This is a genomic window from Hymenobacter setariae (genome assembly GCF_007713685.1).
Classification (GTDB): Bacteria; Bacteroidota; Bacteroidia; order Cytophagales; family Hymenobacteraceae; genus Hymenobacter; species Hymenobacter setariae.
In genome coordinates this window covers 880,202-896,015 of sequence record NZ_VMRJ01000001.1, presented here as the reverse complement: position 1 = coordinate 896,015, position 15,814 = coordinate 880,202, and the positions used below count along the sequence as shown (strand labels likewise).

The window sequence follows — 15,814 nt, the reverse complement described above, 5'->3', positions numbered from 1 at the left end:
CTGGTAATAGCAGGAGTACCAATATATCGGCCGAGCGCGATAGCCCCATGCCTCTAGCAGCGATAACCAGGAAACAGAGGCTGGTCAGTAACTCCATTAAAGTAGAATGGATAGTTAGTTGCACAACCGTACCAGCCAAGGGTGGGCTGGTAGGGGCTTCCTGCCAGCGCCCTCGCACGACAACGCCACTGGAGCGACCCCAGCGCATCCGGCCCCGAAAAGAGTGATTAGCAGGTGCTACCTCATCCCAGCAGGGCAGGTAGCGAATGCCTAGCCCCCAAAATAGGCCTGTTGGGCGTGGCGGAACCGTGTGCCGCCGCTGCAACACCGTAGGCGGTAGCGGAGAGCTATACTGCCGGCGTAAGCAGACCAGTAAGTGCATACCGTAGGACTACCGTCTAAGGCGTAGGATATTACACCTCAATCTTTAGCCCATCATACGCCAGCCGAATCCAAGACGGCAGCTCAGCTTCTACTTCGCGGTGGCGGCCTAGCTGGTGACTGATATGTGTGAGGTAAGCTCGCCGCGGTCCTAGGTTTTCTAAAACCTCAACGGCTTGCCCGAGGGTAAAGTGCGAAATATGCGGCTCGCGGCGCAGAGCATTCAGCACAATGGTATCGGCTCCGCGCAACTGCTCCATCGTTTCGGGGCCAATGAAGTTGGCATCGGTGAGGTAGGCAAAACTACCCACGCGGAAGCCTAGCACTGGCAGCCGGTAGTGCAGGGCTCGTAGGGGCTGCACGGCCACGCCCGCCACGTCAAATGGCTGGTCGTCGGCCTCAATGGGGTGGAGGCGCACTTGCGGCACCCCAGGGTATTTCTGCTCGGCGAAAATGTACGCAAACTCCTGCTTGAGCTGGTTAATCACCCGCGGCTCGGCATACACGGGCATTTCCTGCTGCTGCCGAAAATTGAACGCCCGAATATCATCGAGGCCCGCTGTGTGGTCTTTGTGCTCGTGGGTGAACAGCACGGCATCGAGATGGCTCACGCGAGCGCGTAACATCTGCTGCCGGAAGTCAGGACCCGTGTCGATGACCAAGCTACGTCCCTCTACCGCCAAATGCACGGCCACACGCAAGCGCTGGTCGCGCGGGTCGAGCGAGCGGCACACCGGGCAGTTGCACCCTATCATCGGCACGCCCGAAGAAGTGCCGGTACCGAGAAACGTGATAATCAAGGAGAGTTATGAGTTTTAAGTTTTGAGTTATGAGTTGGTGAGCATTTACCGAACAATTTTATGATGCTAGAAGCACAAAGCCAGTAAGTAACTCAAAACTCATAACTCAAAATTCATAACTGGCTTTAGCCTACGTACTGCCGCACCATGCGTACCAGCTCGTCAAAATTGAGCGGCTTTGGCAGGTAGGCTGTTACGCCGGCCGCCTGAAAGTCGGCCATGGTGTAGTCATTAGCGTTGCCACTGATGGCGATAACTGGCAGCGACCGAATGCGCTCATCGGCGTGTGCCCGAATATCACGGGTGCACTGCATGCCATCCTTCACTGGGATGTTGATATCCATTAGGATGCCATCTACCGAGTTTTTCTCGAGTTGCGGTAGCACGTCGCCCCCGTTCTTCGCCAACAAAATTTTGTATTTCTGCTGCTCCAGAATTTTACGCGTCAGGTTCAGGATAACAGAACTGTCCTCGGCAATGAGGATAGTTTTAGGGGTATTTTCAGCGGGCATTGCGTAAGACGGGTAGCGAGTGGAACAACGAGAGAACGGACTAGATAAGAGAGAGTTAAAGCGGGTATTAAGCCGTAGCTTGTAGGGGCTCAGGGGCCGTTACTACACCGGGGTATACGGCTTTGAACTGAGCAAAGTAATGTTGTAAAAGTTTAAATTCGATGGGTAGGGCCCCTGTAGTCGAGTTTTTCAGCAGTTGTTCGAGGCGTAGAGCTTGGCCAGCTAGTGCTACCAACCCTAGGGTAGCCGACGTGCCCTTGAGCTGGTGCATGAGCGGGTGCAACCCTTCCCAGTTGGCGGCGCTCATGCACGCGGCGGCCTGCTTAATCAAATCGCCCGCTTCCTGCTCAAAATCGCTATACAAGTCGGCCGTGAACTCATGGCCTCCAAGCTGGCGCAGTTGGCTGAGTACCTCGGTATCGAGCGTGACCGGAGCAGGCGTAGCCGCAATGATATTAGTGGGGGCGGGAGCCGGTGGGGGCTCGGGTAGCCAGCGGGCCAGCATATCCGATAGCTGCTGGTGCTTAACGGGCTTGGCCAGGTAGTCGTCGAGGCCCGCCTGCACAAAGCGCGTTGCATCGTCGGGCATCGAATAGGCCGTCATGGCGATGATGGGCGGGCACTGCTCACCTAGGCGCGCTTTTATTTCGCTGGTAGCCGCAACGCCGTCAAGGCCAGGCATCTGAATATCCATCAAGATGAGCTGATACTTGGCATCCAGCGCCGTAGCCCGCGCAATAGCTTCGTAGCCGTCGCTCGCTATTTCGACCTCGCAGCCTAGCTTGTCGAGCAGGCGAGCGGCCACTTTCTGGTTGATGGCATTGTCGTCGACGAGCAGGATGCGTGGAGTGGGGCCCGTAGTAGGAAGCTGCAAGGCTAGGGGCAACTCCACCTTAACCTCCGGCGCGGCCTCGTCGCTGGGAGCTACCAGCGGGGCTGTGGCCACGCGGCAGCGAATGGTAAACCAGAACACGCTACCCTCACCCACACCCGAGAATACCCCGATTTCGCCTCCTAGGAGCTCGGCGAGTTCTTTGCTAATAGCTAGGCCTAGGCCTGTGCCACCAAAGGCCTTGCTTGGAGTCGTATCAAGCTGCGTAAAGCTGGTAAAGAGTCGCACTGCATCATCGGGCGAAATACCAATACCCGAATCCTGCACCGCAAAGCGCAGCGTGTGAAACTCGCCCTCGGTCGCCACCGACGACACTACTACGCTCACTGTGCCTTGAGCCGTAAACTTGAGCGCGTTGGCTACCAAGTTCGACAGAATCTGCAGCAAGCGCATCTCGTCAGTAATGATGAGCGGCGGCGTGTGCGAGGTGATGTGGTAGGTAAAGCGCAGGTTCTTCTGGCTGGCGCGGTATGCAAACAGCGAGTGCAGCCGCTCGAGCAGCCCGCGCAACACCAGCGGGGCCTCTTGCAGACGCAGCTTGCCAGCCTGGATTTTTGACAAATCCAGAATATCGTTCAAGATGGTGAGCAGCGCATCAGAGCTTTTGCGCAGAGTATCTACATAATCGGCCTGCTCGGCGCTCAGGCCGGTTTGGTGCAGCAGGTCAATCATGCCGATGATGCCGTTCATGGGCGTACGCAACTCGTGGCTCATGTTGGCCAAGAATTGCGTTTTGGCGGCCAGCGCGGCCTCGGCTTCTTCCTTAGCCAAGCGCAGGTCGTCCTGAATCTGGCGAATCTCGGTTACGTCGCGGGCGATGCCCTCGGTGCCACTCGGCGTGATGCGCGAGTTGATGAGCACCGTCACTGGGCGTCCATCCTGGTGGCGTAGCTGAATTTCGCGGTTGCGCAGCTCGCCGCCACGCTTCAGTTCACTGGGCAGTGTAAAGGGCTCTTCGGGTTGATAATAAAAATCTTGCACCGATTTGCCCAGCACCTCGCTCGGCTCGTAGCCTAGGATATCGCGCACCGAAGGGCTCACAATAGTGAAGAAGCCTTCGTCATCGGTGCGGTAATAAATGTCCTGGAACGACTCAAAAATTGAGCGGAATTTCTCCTCCTGCGCAGCTAGGGCCAACTGCGAGTTTTTGCTTTCAGTAATATCCTGTGCGCGGGCCGATACTTCCTCAAACGACCCGTCGGGCAGGTAGATGGGGTTGAGGCTAACGCTGCTCCAAATAGGATTACCTAGGGTGTCGGGCGTATTCACTTCGAACTGCTGCGGCTGGCCCTGGAGCGCCAGCTTGTAGTAGGTCGAAATAGTGTCGTGTGTTTCGGGCGCCGTCGTAATACGCTCGGTCTCAAACAAGTTCATGCCCGGTGCGGGCATCACACCGTTGCGGCGGAAGTAGCTGTCGGCGTAGTTGCGGTTGAACGACACGAGGTCACCGCGCCGGGTCACGCTCCATAGCAAGTGCGTGCCGCTCTCGAAAATAGCGTTGAGGCGAGCATTTTGCCGAGCTAGGTGCTCTTCTTGGCTTTTGCGGTCGATGGCCAGCGCCACCTGGCTCGAAATAAAGTGCAGAATGTCAAGGTCACTAGGCGCATAAGTATCGGCCCGGTCGTAGTCTTGCACAGCCAGCACCCCAATGGTGCGCTCGCCCACGCTAAGCGGAGCCACGAGCATTACCTCGGGCAGGCGCCCAAAGGCCGTAATGGTACCATCGTGCAATAGCGCCAGCAAGTCGGCCCGGCTGAAGTAGCGCGGCTGCCCCTGCTGAATCACGTATTCTGACACGCCCGACGAGAACGGCCGCGACGCCCCAGAGTTGAGCTGCGGATACTGGTCGATGTGGTAGGCGAAGCGTAGAATGGTGCGCTGGTCGTCACACAGAGCAATATACAGGTTGTTAGTTTCCAGTATCTTGCTTAGCTCACGATGGATAGCACCGTAAAGGGCCGGCAGGTCGCGCGCCGAAATGGCAAGGTTAGCAATGCTGTAATAAACCTTCTGCAGCCGCTCGGCCTTGATGCGGTCGGTAATGTCGTGCAGCACCACCCGAGCGCTGAGCGGCTGGTCCGGGGTGCGCACGCAGCTTACTGAGCCAATAAGGTGCACTGGCCGGCCCGTGCGCGTCATGAGCACTGTTTCAAGCTTGTTGAGGGCCTGGCCCTCGTAGAGCCGGCGCAACTGGTGCAGCAGCTTGGCGCGGTAATAGGGGTGAACAATGTCAGCCAGCGACCGGCTGGTGAGTTCGCTGGCCTGGTATCCTAGGGTTTCCTCGCCCGCCTTATTGATGAATAAGAACGAGTTATCGGCCTTTAGGTGCAGAATGAGGTCATGCGAGTCATTAAAAAACTCCTGCAGGTACGCTGGTGCCTCGGGGCTGGTAGTGCTAGGCATGTCCCGCACAGTACTCAGCTGATGGCCAGCGGCCCATAGGCCCGTCACTTGCCCATCGGCGTCGCGCAGCAATTGCTGCTGCCAGTGCAAGTGCACGAGCTGCCCATCGCGGCCCAGCAGGTCATGCTCGTAGTAAGGCTCGGCGGTCTGCTCGCGTAGTACTTGTAGCAGCTCCTGCTGCCGTTGCTCGCGGTAGCTTATTGGCGAGAAAAGCTCGTGGTATGATTGGCCTAGTACTTCAGCTCTCGTATAGCCCGTTAGGGTCAGCAATGTCTCATTAACCTCCACTAGCAGCCCTTGACGGTCGAGCAAGATATAAGCCAGCTGGAGCTGGTCGAGCAAGGCCGAGGCGGGGGGTAAGGTAGGGGAAGGGGGAGCTAAGAAACCTCGCATAATAGCCTATCGGCATCAATAATAACTACTAATTAAGCACGCAGCAGCTTACTAAAGCCTAAATTTGGGGTACAAATTCTGTTCTCACAATTAATTTTAGTATTCTGTTCGCTGTGGTCGCTTCTCTCACCTCGGCTCCACGCCTGGTTTTTGCCGTGACTACCGACCTGAATTACGACCAGCGCATGCAGCGGGTATGCGGTAGCCTAGCCAAAGCTGGCTATATAGTTGAGTTAATAGGTTGGCAGCGACCTAGTTCTGTAGCGCTAACTGTTCAGCCTTATAAGCAGCACCGCTTGCGTGGCTGGTTTCAAAAAGGTAAATTATTTTATCTAGAATATACTATACGTTTGCTCTGGTATTTGTTGCGTCGCCGGGCCGATGTGTGGGGCTGTGCCGACCTCGATGCTGCGCTGCCTATCTGGGCTAGGTCTAGGTTTGGAAGTCAATTGTTTGTGTACGATGCGCACGAGCTTTTTACCGAAGTGCCAGAGGTGGTAGGTAGGCCGCAAATACAACGTATTTGGCAGTGGGTCGAAGATTTTATTGTGCCTCGCGCCCAGCTGCGCTACACAGTAGGGCCCTCACTAGCCCGCTTATTTGAGCAGCGTCATGCAGGCTGTTTCTTCGCCGTGGTGCGCAATGTGCCTATGGGGTGGGAGAATAGCGCTACGCCCCTAGGTGACAGGCAGCAACCTCTAGCAGCGGTAAGCGCCGCTTTGGCTCTAGATGCTCAGCTCCAGGCACCAAGCACCCGCTATCAAGAGGCCCCCGTGCTTCTTTACCAAGGAGTGCTGAATGTAGGCCGTGGCCTGGCTCAGCTGCTCGACGCCATGCCGCAAGTGCCGGCGCGGCTGGTTATCTGCGGCGAGGGCGATTGTTCGGGCGAGCTGCGGCAGCACGCCGAGCGCTTGGGCTTACTGGCCACTGGGCAGGTTGAATTCCGAGGTTATGTACTGCCCGCCGAATTGCGGCAGCTCACGGCCCAGGCCACAGTAGGTATCATGCTGCTCGAAAACACTGGCCTGAGCTACTATTATTCGCTGGCCAACAAGTTTTTCGACTACGTGCAGGCTGGCGTGCCGCAGCTGTGCATCGACTTTCCTGAGTATCGCGCCCTCAATGCGCAGCACGAAGTGGCCGCGCTAGTGCCCGACCTGGGCCCCGCCACGCTGGTGGCCGAGCTAGCTCGCCTACTGCCCGGCGGGCAGCCCGGCGCCTATCACCGGCGCCTAGCCGCTAACTGCCGCCTCGCTCGCCACGAATGGAACTGGCAGCAGGAAGAAAAAACATTGATTGGTTTATATCAAACACTGTTGACGCGCGGCTAATGCCGTAGTGCGAATTTTGTATTGCACAGCTGCTGGGGCTCCCTAGGTGGCTGTGCACGTTACTATTTGTGTGTTACCCTATGCTTGCCCCCGATTTATTAGCTCAGTTGGCCCCCACGGCTACCGACCCGCGCCCTGTGCTGCTTGCCTTGGCTGGCCCCACAGCGGTGGGCAAAACCGCCCTGAGCGTGGCCCTTGCTCAGCAGTTGGGTACCGAAATTTTATCGGCCGACTCACGCCAATTTTTTCGCGAGCTTAGCATCGGCACCGCTAAGCCTACGGCTGAAGAAATGCAGGGTGTGCCGCACCATTTTATTGATTCGCACAGCATTACGCAGGACTATAGTGCTGGACGCTTTGCGGCCGATGCCCTAGGGGTGCTTGGCGAGCTATTTCGGTGCCTGCCGGTGGTGGTGCTTACTGGCGGCTCGGGCCTGTACCTGCAAGCTCTCACCGATGGGCTCGACGAACTGCCCGCCGTGGACCCCGCCGTGCGCCAAGGGCTACAGCACGAGCTACAGACCCTAGGGCTGCCCGCCTTGGTGGCCGAACTGGCCGCCACTGACCCCGTAGCCCACCAGCGCGTAGACCTGCAAAACCACCAGCGTGTGGTGCGCGCCCTCGAAATTACGCGTGGAACGGGGCGGCCGTTTTCCAGCTTCCACACGGGCCCGGTGGCAGCGGCGGCCACGGCCGCCGCGCGGCCTTTTCGGGTAGTAAAAGTGGCCCTGAACCGCCAGCGCGAGGTGCTCTACGACCGCATCAATCAGCGCGTGGAAGCTATGCTGTCGGCCGGCTTGGTAGCGGAGGTGGAGGGCCTAGTGTCCTACCGCCACCACCAGGCGCTGCAAACAGTGGGCTACCAAGAAATTTTTGGCTACCTAGATGGCAGTTATGACTACGCCGAGGCCGTGCGCCTACTTCAGCGCAATACGCGCCACTATGCCAAGCGCCAGCTTACTTGGCTGCGCCGCGACGCAGGATATCAGTGGGTTGACTTGAAATAAGAAAGCACCTTATGATTGAGGGAAGCCCCACGCAGCAATCGCACTTGAATGGGACCTAGGTGGGCTCATTCAGGTGCGATTGCTGCGTGGGGCTTCCCCGCAAAGTAGTTAGCTTTTACTGGCTCAGTGCTACACTGATAGGATTTCAACCATGCGCATAAAGCTCTGGTTGATAACCTTACGCTTGTGGATAGTGTCGTCAAAGGGCGTGTACATGAGCTTGCGGTCTACGATGCCGGCCATCACGTTTTTCATGCCATTCATGAGGCCTTCTACGGCCGCGATGCCGAGCTGCGAGGCCAACAGGCGGTCGGCCGCCGTGGGCGAGCCCCCGCGCTGAATATGACCCACGATGGTGACGCGGGTGTCGAGTTGAGGTAGGGCGGCTTTTACGCGGCGGGCCACGTTGTGCACGTTGCCTTCTTCCTCGCCCTCGGCCACTATCACGATAAACGAAGTTTTGTGGCGGCTGTAGCTGTTTTGCAGCGTCTCAATTACGGCCTCCACGCTCATAGCGGTTTCGGGCACCATCACGATTTCGGCGCCGCCGCCGATGGCGCACGGAATAGCGATATAGCCCGAGTCGCGACCCATTACTTCTACAAAAAAGCAGCGGTCGTGCGAGTCAGCGGTGTCCCGAATCTTGTCGATGGCCTCTAGGGCCGTGTTCACGGCCGTGTCGTAGCCGATGGTGTAGTCAGTACCGTAGAGGTCGTTGTCGATGGTGCCTGGTGCGCCTACGGTTGGAATGCCAAACTCCTGCTCGAAGATGGTAGCGCCCGTGAAGGTACCGTTGCCCCCGATGGCCACAAGGCCCTCAATACCGTTGTTGACGAGCTGGTCAAAGGCCTGCTGGCGGCCTTCCTTAGTCATGAATTTTTGGGAGCGGGCCGACTTTAGTATCGTGCCGCCGCGCTGCACGGTGTTGGCCACCGAGGCCGAATCCATGCGCACAAACTCGCCCTTAATCATGCCGCTGTAGCCCCGCATGATGCCGTATACTTCCAGCCCGTGGTACACGGCCGCCCGCACTACCGCGCGGACGCAGGCGTTCATGCCCGGTGCGTCGCCGCCGCTGGTGAAAACTCCAATTCGCTTCATAAAACCGGTTTCTTAAGTAGCGCCAGCTGGCCTCTAGCCAGGGCTGGCCGCCGTTAAGCTCGCAAAGGTCGTACGTGAGCGGCAGTTATTGAGTAGGGTTGAGGTTTTTCGCCGGACATTTTTATGGCGCTTGCGTATTAGTCTCATTGCCTATAGGAAAAGCGCTAGTTTATCACACTTTTTCTCCCTATTTTTCGGTCACTTCCCACCCGGCCCGCGGCCGAACATTCTCCCACCTCTTTTCTTCCGCTCTATGTTTGGTTTTTTCGAAAATGAGCAGGCCAAAAAAATTAAAGGCCATTTGTGTAATCTAGCCTCCCTGGCCAAGGCCGACGGGCACATTGACGACCGTGAGATGAATTTTATCATCACGGTTGGCAAAAAAAACGGCATGTCGGCCCCCAACGTGCGTAAGCTCGTGCTAGGTCAGACCAACTGCGATTCGGACATTCCAACCAACGACTCGGAGCGTTTCGACCAGATTTTCGACTTGGTCGATATGATGCTGGCCGACGGCATCGTGGATGAAACCGAAATGGACTTCTGCATTATGATGGCTGAGAAGCTCGGCTTCCGCAAAGCCATTGTGGGCGTACTGGTACGCAAAATCTCGCAAGGGGTGAAAGACGCTATGCCCCGCGAGCGCATCAAAGAAGAAAGTCTTTCTTTCTTGAACTACAACAACATACCACAGAGGTAAAACCACTGTCGGAGCCGCGGATTCTTCGGATGAGGCGGATTTTGCAGGGCACTGCTCCTGACATCACTAAACTAGAAAAGGCCGCCTAACTAGGCGGCCTTTTTTGCGAATGGTCGCGTTGTAAACAGCCGTACTACTTGCTGCTTACAAAATTCGCCTCATCCGAAATACCTTTTTTATTCTGTAGTGCCGACAGTGGCTTCAATGGCCCGCAATAGACCACCTAGGGCTTGGTCTATTTCCTCATCGGTGATGGTGAGCGGTGGGGCGATGCGCAGCGAGTTATCGCAGAACAAAAACCAGTCAGTGAGAATGCTTTCGTGGGCCAACGCTTGGTCGATAATGGGCTTGAGCACGTCAAACGATTCAAACTCCACAGCCATTAGTAAGCCTTGGTTTCGCACCTCTCGGATGGCCGGGTGCTGCAAGCCGGCTCGGATGCGGGCGGCTTTGGCGGCCACACCGGCCAGCAGATTCTCGTCCTGAATGACCTGGAGCGTGGCCAGGGCCGCCGCGCAGCTCACCGGGTGCCCACCAAACGTGGTGCAGTGCCCCAGGATGGGGTTGGTTTGGAAACCGACCATGATTTCGGGCGATGAGATGAAGGCGCCAATGGGCATGCCACCTCCCATGCCCTTGGCGCACACCAAGATGTCGGGCACAACGCCGAACTGCTCGAAGGCCCACTGCGTGCCCGTGCGCCCAAAGCCGCACTGAATTTCGTCGAGGATGAGTAAGGCACCAACTTCGGTGCAGCGCTGGCGCACAGCGCCTATATAGTCGGGAGCGGGCACCCGCACGCCGGCCTCGCCCTGCACGGTTTCAAGAATGACGGCAGCCGTGTGCTCGGTTATCAGTGCAAGGTCGGCCAGCTCGTTGTAGCGCAAGTGCGTCACGTCGGGCAGCAGCGGACGGTAGCTGTTCTTGAAGCCCTCGGAGCCGGTAATAGATAGCGCGCCGTGGGTGGAGCCGTGGTACGAATTGTAGGCCGACACCAGGCCGGTGCGGCCGGTGTGGCGCTTGGCCAGCTTGAGGGCGCCCTCGATGGCCTCGGCCCCTGAATTGGTGAAATATACCGTGTCGAGGGGAGCGGGCAGGGTGGCGGCCAGGGCGTGGGCCAGGCGGGCGGGTGGGGCCTGCACCAACTCGCCGTATACCATCAGGTGCAGGTATTTATCGAGCTGGTCGTGAATGGCTTGGAGCACCCTAGGGTGGCGGTGGCCTACATTGCTGACGCCGATGCCGGAGATGAGGTCAAGGATAGGCCGGCCTTCGGGCGTGTACATGAACACACCTTCGGCCCGCTCGATTTCTAGCAGGAGCGGGAAGCCGGAAGTTTGGGCCTGGTGGCGGAGAAAAAGCTGGCGGGGGGTTAGCATAACACCTACAAAGGTACCGCCAACCTAGGGCGGCCGCGGGCGGTTGTTAGGAAGAGGCCGGTATAACTTGGGCTGGCCTATGTACTAACTATGGAATACAGACAACTAGGCCGCTCGGGCCTGAAAATACCCGTGCTAAGCTATGGTACAGCCACTTTTGGGGGTGGTAATGAATTCTTTAAGGCCTGGGGTAACACCCAGGTAGAAGAGGCTCGCCGGCTGGTGGACATTTGCCTGGAGGCGGGCGTTAATCTCTTCGATACGGCCAACGTCTACTCGCAGGGTATGGCCGAAGAAATCTTAGGCAAGACCCTAGAGGGCCGTCGCCACGAAGTGCTTATCTCCACCAAGGCGACCTTTCCGATGGGCGAGGGGCCCAATGATTACGGTTCGTCGCGGGCGCATTTGGTGAAGGCTTGTGAAGACTCGCTACGTCGCCTAGGTACCGATTATATCGACATTTACCACATGCACGGCTTCGACACCCACACACCGGTCGAGGAAACCCTGCGCACCCTCGATACGCTGGTCCAGAGCGGCAAGGTGCGCTACATCGCGTGTTCCAACTTCTCGGGCTGGCACCTGATGAAGTCGCTGTCGGTATCGGAGCGCTATGGCTGGGCACGCTACGTGGGGCACCAGGCATACTACTCGCTTGCCAACCGTGAATTTGAGTGGGAGCTGATGCCCCTAGGTGTCGACCAGGGGGTGGGCACCATCGTGTGGAGCCCACTATCGGCGGGCTTGCTCAGTGGCAAGATTCGCCGCGGCCAGCCCATCCCAGAAACCAGTCGCCTGGCGCAGGGCGGTAGCCAGGGCCCCAAGGTGCCCGACGACCTGCTGTTTGGCATCATCGACGCACTTGATGCGGTGGCCGCCGAAACCGGCAAAACCGTGGCCCAGGTGGCGCTCAACTGGTTATTGCAGCGCCCCACGGTGGTCAACCTCGTGATTGGGGCGCGCAACGAAGAGCAGCTGCGACAGAACCTAGGCGCCGTAGGCTGGAACCTGACGCCCGCGCAAGTGGCGCAGCTCGATGCGGCCAGCGCCACGCCACCCATCTATCCCTATTGGCATCAGCGCGGCTTTCCGATGCTTGGTGAGCCGGTGGTGTAGGTAGCAGCAAATAAGCGAGGTAGCGCCGCATACCTGGGGGCTCTACCTCGCTTATTTGCTGAAAATACTTGATTGCTAACTAAAAAGGTTGAGCTACCTAGGTTCTGGTAGCGCATCGGCTTGGTTGGGGCCGCCCACGCGCCGCAGCACCTCCTTCGTAAAGTCTCGCTCGGCTTGGTAGAGCTGGGCTACCTGGCGCAGTGAAAGCACTTTCTGCACCCGCTCGAAATAATCTTTTTCCAGATTCAGCTGCTGCTGGCGAATGGCAAAATCCTGGTTGAAATTTTCGCGCAGCTGCGCGTCGCTCAGGCTCGCGTTGTCGGCATCGCGGCGCAGTAGGCGGGCCGAGCGGTTGAGGTCACGGCGCTTGCCAATAAATTCATTGTAGATGGGCCAGAACCGCTGAGCTTGGTCTTGGGTCAGCACCACGCGGGCCGTGATGAAGGCAATGCGGGCATTATCGAGCTGCGTGAGGCGTCGGCCGGCCGGCTGGTTTAGCCCGCCGCGCGGGCGCACCTGCGCCCGCGCCGGCTGGGCAGCCAGCGCTAGCAAGCAGCAGCCAAAAAGAAAAGAGCGTAGTATATTCATAAACAGTAACTAAGAAACCTAGAGCAACGCAGCTTCATCGGTGGGCTGAGCATCGAGGGCGTCGGCTAGCTCGGGGGCCGAGGGGTGCAGGTAGTGATGGGTAATACCTAGGGGGCGTGCAGGCAGTTCGGCCAGGTCCGTCAGGTCGAGGTGGGCTTCGCTGGCTAGGTAGTCCACGAGTTCTTCCTGCGGCACGCCGTCGAGGCCCGCAGCTACGCTAGGCTGCCGCGCGGGCCCTGCGCCCAGCCATAGCGACGCCGCAAACGTGCCCAGCAGCAGCGTAGAAGCCAGGCTGGTGCGCACGTAGGCCGGGGCTTGCCGCAGCCAAGTGGCTAGCTGCCAAGGGCGAGTTGGCGCGGCTACCTGCGCCATCACGCGGGTGGGTAGCTGCTCGAAGTAGCCCGCCGGCGGCGCGCTCAGCGGCTGGGGCCAGCGGCGCGGGTGCTGGTCGAGGCGGAACGAGGGTTTCATATAAGGATAAGATGAAAATTCTGACCTAGGGTTTAATTAGCGTCATCAGAAGAATAGCCTCGCATGTCGGCGGCCGTCACGTAGTCCTCGATTTTGCGCACGGCGTGATGGTAACTAGCCTTGAGGGCGCCTACGCTGGTGCCGGTGACCTCGGCCATCTGCTCGTAGGGCATTTCGTCGTAGTAGCGTAGGTTGAACACCAGGCGCTGCTTATCGGGCAGGCGCAGGATGGCTTTTTGCAGCTTCAGCTCGATTTCGTCGCCCGCTACGGCGGGGTCGGCCTCCAGCTTGGCTGCCAGCTCAGCGCCCACGTCGTTGAGGGGCAGGAAAAACTTGCGCCGCTTGCTTTGCAAAAAGCTTAGGCATTCGTTGGTGGCGATGCGGTAAATCCAGGTGAAAAGCTGGGCATCCTGCCGAAAGTCGCCTAGGTGCTTCCACACCTTCACAAACACGTCTTGCGTGAGGTCGTCGGCATCGGCGTGGTCAATTACCATCTTGCGCACGTGCCAGTACACCTTCTGTTGGTACTTGCGCACGAGCTGATTAAACGCCAGATTGCGGCTGGCGGGGTCTTGAAATTTGGCGAGGATTTCGTGGTCTTCCAAGCGCGGAGTGGGGCGAGCGGGCTGGTTAGACGACGGGAATAGCGCCGGGTTTAATGTACTACCTCACTGGTCGCGTCGAGTCCGCTGCAAGCGGCGTCCTTCTGTTGCCGCTTTATCCTTTGGGAGCAGCCAGGCAAACCACTCGACTAGAGGGAGGAATACATCAAGCAGGAAATTCTCCTGAGCAGCAGGCCCCATTACCGCCCAAAAATGGCTACCGAAGTCGTCTGAGCCGAGCGGATGGTGAAGTTGCGCACATCGGTAAACTTGCTGCCGGTGCTAGTGGCCGTGCGAAACACCAGCCGATACGTGCCCGGCTGCAAGGCTAGGTTGACTTTGCTGCTAGTTTCGGGCAGGTTAGCTACCCAGGTTTGGGAGTCGTCCGAATCGACCTGGTAGATGCTGCCATGGCCCTTCAAGTCGCTGGTAATGTTGAGGGTGCCAGGCGCAGGGTAGGTGAGGGTGCTAGTCATTCCCTGCCGCACGCTGATGCGCTGCACCGTGCGCGGCAGCGTCAGCAGCTCCACTTCGTAGTTGCCAGCTAGCAGCTTTTGCTTAGCGCCGAAGGGTAGGGCCACTACTGTAGCGCCCGCTGGCGTGCGCACCACCGCCTGCACCGGCCCCCCGTAGGGGTTGGGACTGAGGTTAGGCCCTTGCAGAGCTAGCGTACCCTGTGGTGTCTTATAGTTCAGTACGTTAGCCTTGCCGGGCTTGATAACAAGGTTGGCTTGACGCACGGGCGGCAGCGTATTGATAACCAAATCGTAGCTCTGCAAAGCGTCAATAGCGAGCTCATCGGCCTTGCCCGCAGCGTCGCGGTAGTGCACATAGTTGTACTCAGGCTGGCCCGTGACGTTGTTAATGAACGTCATATTCACGTTCGACTCCACGGCGCGGCCGGCCTCGTCGGTCAGGTTTACGGCCACCGTCGTTTTAGCCAGCGTTTGGGCGATTACGTCGTTGAGCACCGTTTTGAAGGTCTTGACCTCGGCCGCGTTATAGTAGCGACCTAGGCAGTCCAGCGCCTTGCCAAAATCCTTCTGGGCCCCGATACCAATCACGAAAGGCTTTAAAAAGATATGCTTGCGCTGCAAGGCCAGCGACGTAGCGCACGGGTCGCCCTGGCACGACTCTACCCCGTCGGTGATGAGCAGAAGTACGTTGCGCGATGTCTTATCAATTGGAAAGTCATTGGCCGACTGCCCCAGCGAATACGTGATGGGCGTGTTGCCCTGCGCCTTCAGCGTCTTGAGCTTGGCCTTGATGGCGGCGGCGTTCTTAGGTGCAAAGGGCACTTCCAGGCGCGAGTCCTCGCAGTTTTGCTCGGAATTGGGGCTTTGGTGGCCATACACACGCAAACCCAGCTCTAGGTTGGGGTAGGCGTTGAGTGAGTCGGCCATCTTGGCCAGTAGGCGCTTGGCCACTTCCCAGCGCGGCTGGCCTTCCCAGGGCGCCATCATCGAGCCCGACGCATCGAGCAGGAAGAGCAGGCGCGTAACCTTGGGCCGCTCGGGCGGCGCGTTTTGCGCCCGAGCGGCCGAGGCCGACAATAGCAGCGCCAAGGCGCTGATGAATAACCAGAAGAAGCCGCGAGAGGATAGGGTGGGACGAAGGCGCGGCGCGGTGCAGAAAGCCAGGTGCATAGGCGCAAGGTAAGCAAAAAGCTGGCTCAGCGGCCCGATTATTTCAGCAATTGCGCGGCGTGTTCCTTGGTGTCGGGGCGCTTGATTACGCGGGCTATCACACCATTTTCGTCGAGCAAAAACGTGGTGCGTACGGTGCCCCAGTAGGTTTTACCGTAGTTTTTCTTTTCCTGCCACACGCCGTAGGCCTGTACGATGGCTTTGTCGGCATCGGCCACCAGCGGAAAGCCTAGGTCATATTTCTGGGCAAACTTGCCGTGCGAAGCTGCGTCGTCGGTGCTCACACCCACTACCTTAATGCCTTGGGCGGCCAGCTGCATTTCATTGTCGCGCAGGTTGCAGGCCTGGGCAGTGCAGCCGGGCGTGTCGTCTTTAGGATAAAAATAGAGGGCTACCTTCTGGCCACGCAGGCTGCTCAGCGTGAAAGGATTGCCGTGCTGGTCGGGAGCGGTGAAATCGGGGGCGGGGGTGCCGGGTTCGGGAAGCATATGG

The 15,814-nt window shown here is 58.4% G+C and carries 14 protein-coding genes; 4 read left to right on the top strand and 10 right to left on the bottom strand.

Features of this window, described 5'->3' with window-relative positions; all coding sequences use genetic code 11:
- Positions 1 to 413 precede the first annotated feature (413 nt).
- The 3 genes from FNT36_RS03805 to FNT36_RS03795 form a co-directional block, all read right to left on the bottom strand.
- Entirely contained in the window at positions 414 to 1,181 is a 768-nt protein-coding gene (locus FNT36_RS03805) for an MBL fold metallo-hydrolase (RefSeq protein ID WP_144844523.1), read from the bottom strand.
- Between the two features lie 125 nt (positions 1,182 to 1,306).
- Positions 1,307 to 1,693: a response regulator gene (locus FNT36_RS03800; RefSeq protein ID WP_144844521.1), complete on the bottom strand. Its 387-nt coding sequence runs from the start codon at positions 1,691 to 1,693 to the stop codon at positions 1,307 to 1,309.
- 67 nt (positions 1,694 to 1,760) lie between these two features.
- A complete protein-coding gene (locus tag FNT36_RS03795; RefSeq protein WP_233635659.1) occupies positions 1,761 to 5,330 on the bottom strand; it encodes a PAS domain S-box protein in 3,570 nt (1,189 codons plus the stop codon).
- Between the two features lie 413 nt (positions 5,331 to 5,743).
- Here FNT36_RS03795 and FNT36_RS03790 point away from each other — a divergent pair, with 413 nt between their 5' ends.
- On the top strand, positions 5,744 to 6,712 hold the full coding sequence (locus FNT36_RS03790; RefSeq protein ID WP_233635658.1) for a glycosyltransferase: 969 nt from the start codon (positions 5,744 to 5,746) through the stop codon (positions 6,710 to 6,712).
- Positions 6,713 to 6,792: 80 nt separating this feature from the next.
- Positions 6,793 to 7,719 (top strand): tRNA (adenosine(37)-N6)-dimethylallyltransferase MiaA, encoded by a 927-nt coding sequence (gene miaA / locus FNT36_RS03785; RefSeq protein ID WP_144844514.1) that lies wholly within the window; start codon positions 6,793 to 6,795, stop codon positions 7,717 to 7,719.
- A gap of 129 nt (positions 7,720 to 7,848) precedes the next feature.
- Here the strand turns inward: miaA and pfkA are convergent, their stop codons facing one another.
- Positions 7,849 to 8,820 (bottom strand): 6-phosphofructokinase, encoded by a 972-nt coding sequence (pfkA, locus tag FNT36_RS03780; RefSeq protein WP_144844512.1) that lies wholly within the window; start codon positions 8,818 to 8,820, stop codon positions 7,849 to 7,851.
- 253 nt (positions 8,821 to 9,073) lie between these two features.
- Here pfkA and FNT36_RS03775 point away from each other — a divergent pair, with 253 nt between their 5' ends.
- Positions 9,074 to 9,520, top strand: a complete 447-nt coding sequence (locus FNT36_RS03775; RefSeq protein WP_144844510.1) for a tellurite resistance TerB family protein — start codon at positions 9,074 to 9,076, stop codon at positions 9,518 to 9,520.
- Between the two features lie 176 nt (positions 9,521 to 9,696).
- Here FNT36_RS03775 and FNT36_RS03770 read toward each other — a convergent pair whose 3' ends face one another.
- Entirely contained in the window at positions 9,697 to 10,899 is a 1,203-nt protein-coding gene (locus FNT36_RS03770) for an aspartate aminotransferase family protein (protein ID WP_144844508.1), read from the bottom strand.
- Between the two features lie 90 nt (positions 10,900 to 10,989).
- Here FNT36_RS03770 and FNT36_RS03765 point away from each other — a divergent pair, with 90 nt between their 5' ends.
- Entirely contained in the window at positions 10,990 to 12,015 is a 1,026-nt protein-coding gene (locus FNT36_RS03765) for an aldo/keto reductase (RefSeq protein WP_144844506.1), read from the top strand.
- A 93-nt stretch (positions 12,016 to 12,108) separates the two neighbouring features.
- On the opposite strand, the gene FNT36_RS03760 is transcribed toward FNT36_RS03765, so the two are convergent.
- The 5 genes from FNT36_RS03760 to bcp form a co-directional block, all read right to left on the bottom strand.
- Positions 12,109 to 12,603: a hypothetical protein gene (locus tag FNT36_RS03760; RefSeq protein ID WP_144844504.1), complete on the bottom strand. Its 495-nt coding sequence runs from the start codon at positions 12,601 to 12,603 to the stop codon at positions 12,109 to 12,111.
- Between the two features lie 18 nt (positions 12,604 to 12,621).
- Positions 12,622 to 13,074, bottom strand: coding sequence for a hypothetical protein (locus FNT36_RS03755; protein WP_144844502.1), 453 nt, complete (start codon positions 13,072 to 13,074; stop codon positions 12,622 to 12,624).
- 32 nt (positions 13,075 to 13,106) lie between these two features.
- On the bottom strand, positions 13,107 to 13,679 hold the full coding sequence (locus FNT36_RS03750) for an RNA polymerase sigma factor (RefSeq protein ID WP_144844500.1): 573 nt from the start codon (positions 13,677 to 13,679) through the stop codon (positions 13,107 to 13,109).
- Positions 13,680 to 13,876: 197 nt separating this feature from the next.
- The gene (locus tag FNT36_RS03745) at positions 13,877 to 15,322 is read right to left on the bottom strand and encodes a vWA domain-containing protein (RefSeq protein WP_144844498.1); all 1,446 of its coding nucleotides are present in this window, start codon (positions 15,320 to 15,322) and stop codon (positions 13,877 to 13,879) included.
- A 38-nt stretch (positions 15,323 to 15,360) separates the two neighbouring features.
- Entirely contained in the window at positions 15,361 to 15,810 is a 450-nt protein-coding gene (gene bcp, locus FNT36_RS03740) for a thioredoxin-dependent thiol peroxidase (protein WP_144844496.1), read from the bottom strand.
- Positions 15,811 to 15,814 lie beyond the last annotated feature (4 nt).

Coding starts and splice junctions, on each gene's coding strand:
- FNT36_RS03745 (WP_144844498.1), bottom strand. CDS start 15,322: ATGCACCTGGCTTTCTGCACCGCGCCGCGCCTTCGTCCCACCCTATCC.
- FNT36_RS03770 (WP_144844508.1), bottom strand. CDS start 10,899: ATGCTAACCCCCCGCCAGCTTTTTCTCCGCCACCAGGCCCAAACTTCC.
- pfkA (WP_144844512.1), bottom strand. CDS start 8,820: ATGAAGCGAATTGGAGTTTTCACCAGCGGCGGCGACGCACCGGGCATG.
- FNT36_RS03800 (WP_144844521.1), bottom strand. CDS start 1,693: ATGCCCGCTGAAAATACCCCTAAAACTATCCTCATTGCCGAGGACAGT.
- bcp (WP_144844496.1), bottom strand. CDS start 15,810: ATGCTTCCCGAACCCGGCACCCCCGCCCCCGATTTCACCGCTCCCGAC.
- FNT36_RS03775 (WP_144844510.1), top strand. CDS start 9,074: ATGTTTGGTTTTTTCGAAAATGAGCAGGCCAAAAAAATTAAAGGCCAT.
- FNT36_RS03765 (WP_144844506.1), top strand. CDS start 10,990: ATGGAATACAGACAACTAGGCCGCTCGGGCCTGAAAATACCCGTGCTA.
- FNT36_RS03755 (WP_144844502.1), bottom strand. CDS start 13,074: ATGAAACCCTCGTTCCGCCTCGACCAGCACCCGCGCCGCTGGCCCCAG.
- FNT36_RS03760 (WP_144844504.1), bottom strand. CDS start 12,603: ATGAATATACTACGCTCTTTTCTTTTTGGCTGCTGCTTGCTAGCGCTG.
- miaA (WP_144844514.1), top strand. CDS start 6,793: ATGCTTGCCCCCGATTTATTAGCTCAGTTGGCCCCCACGGCTACCGAC.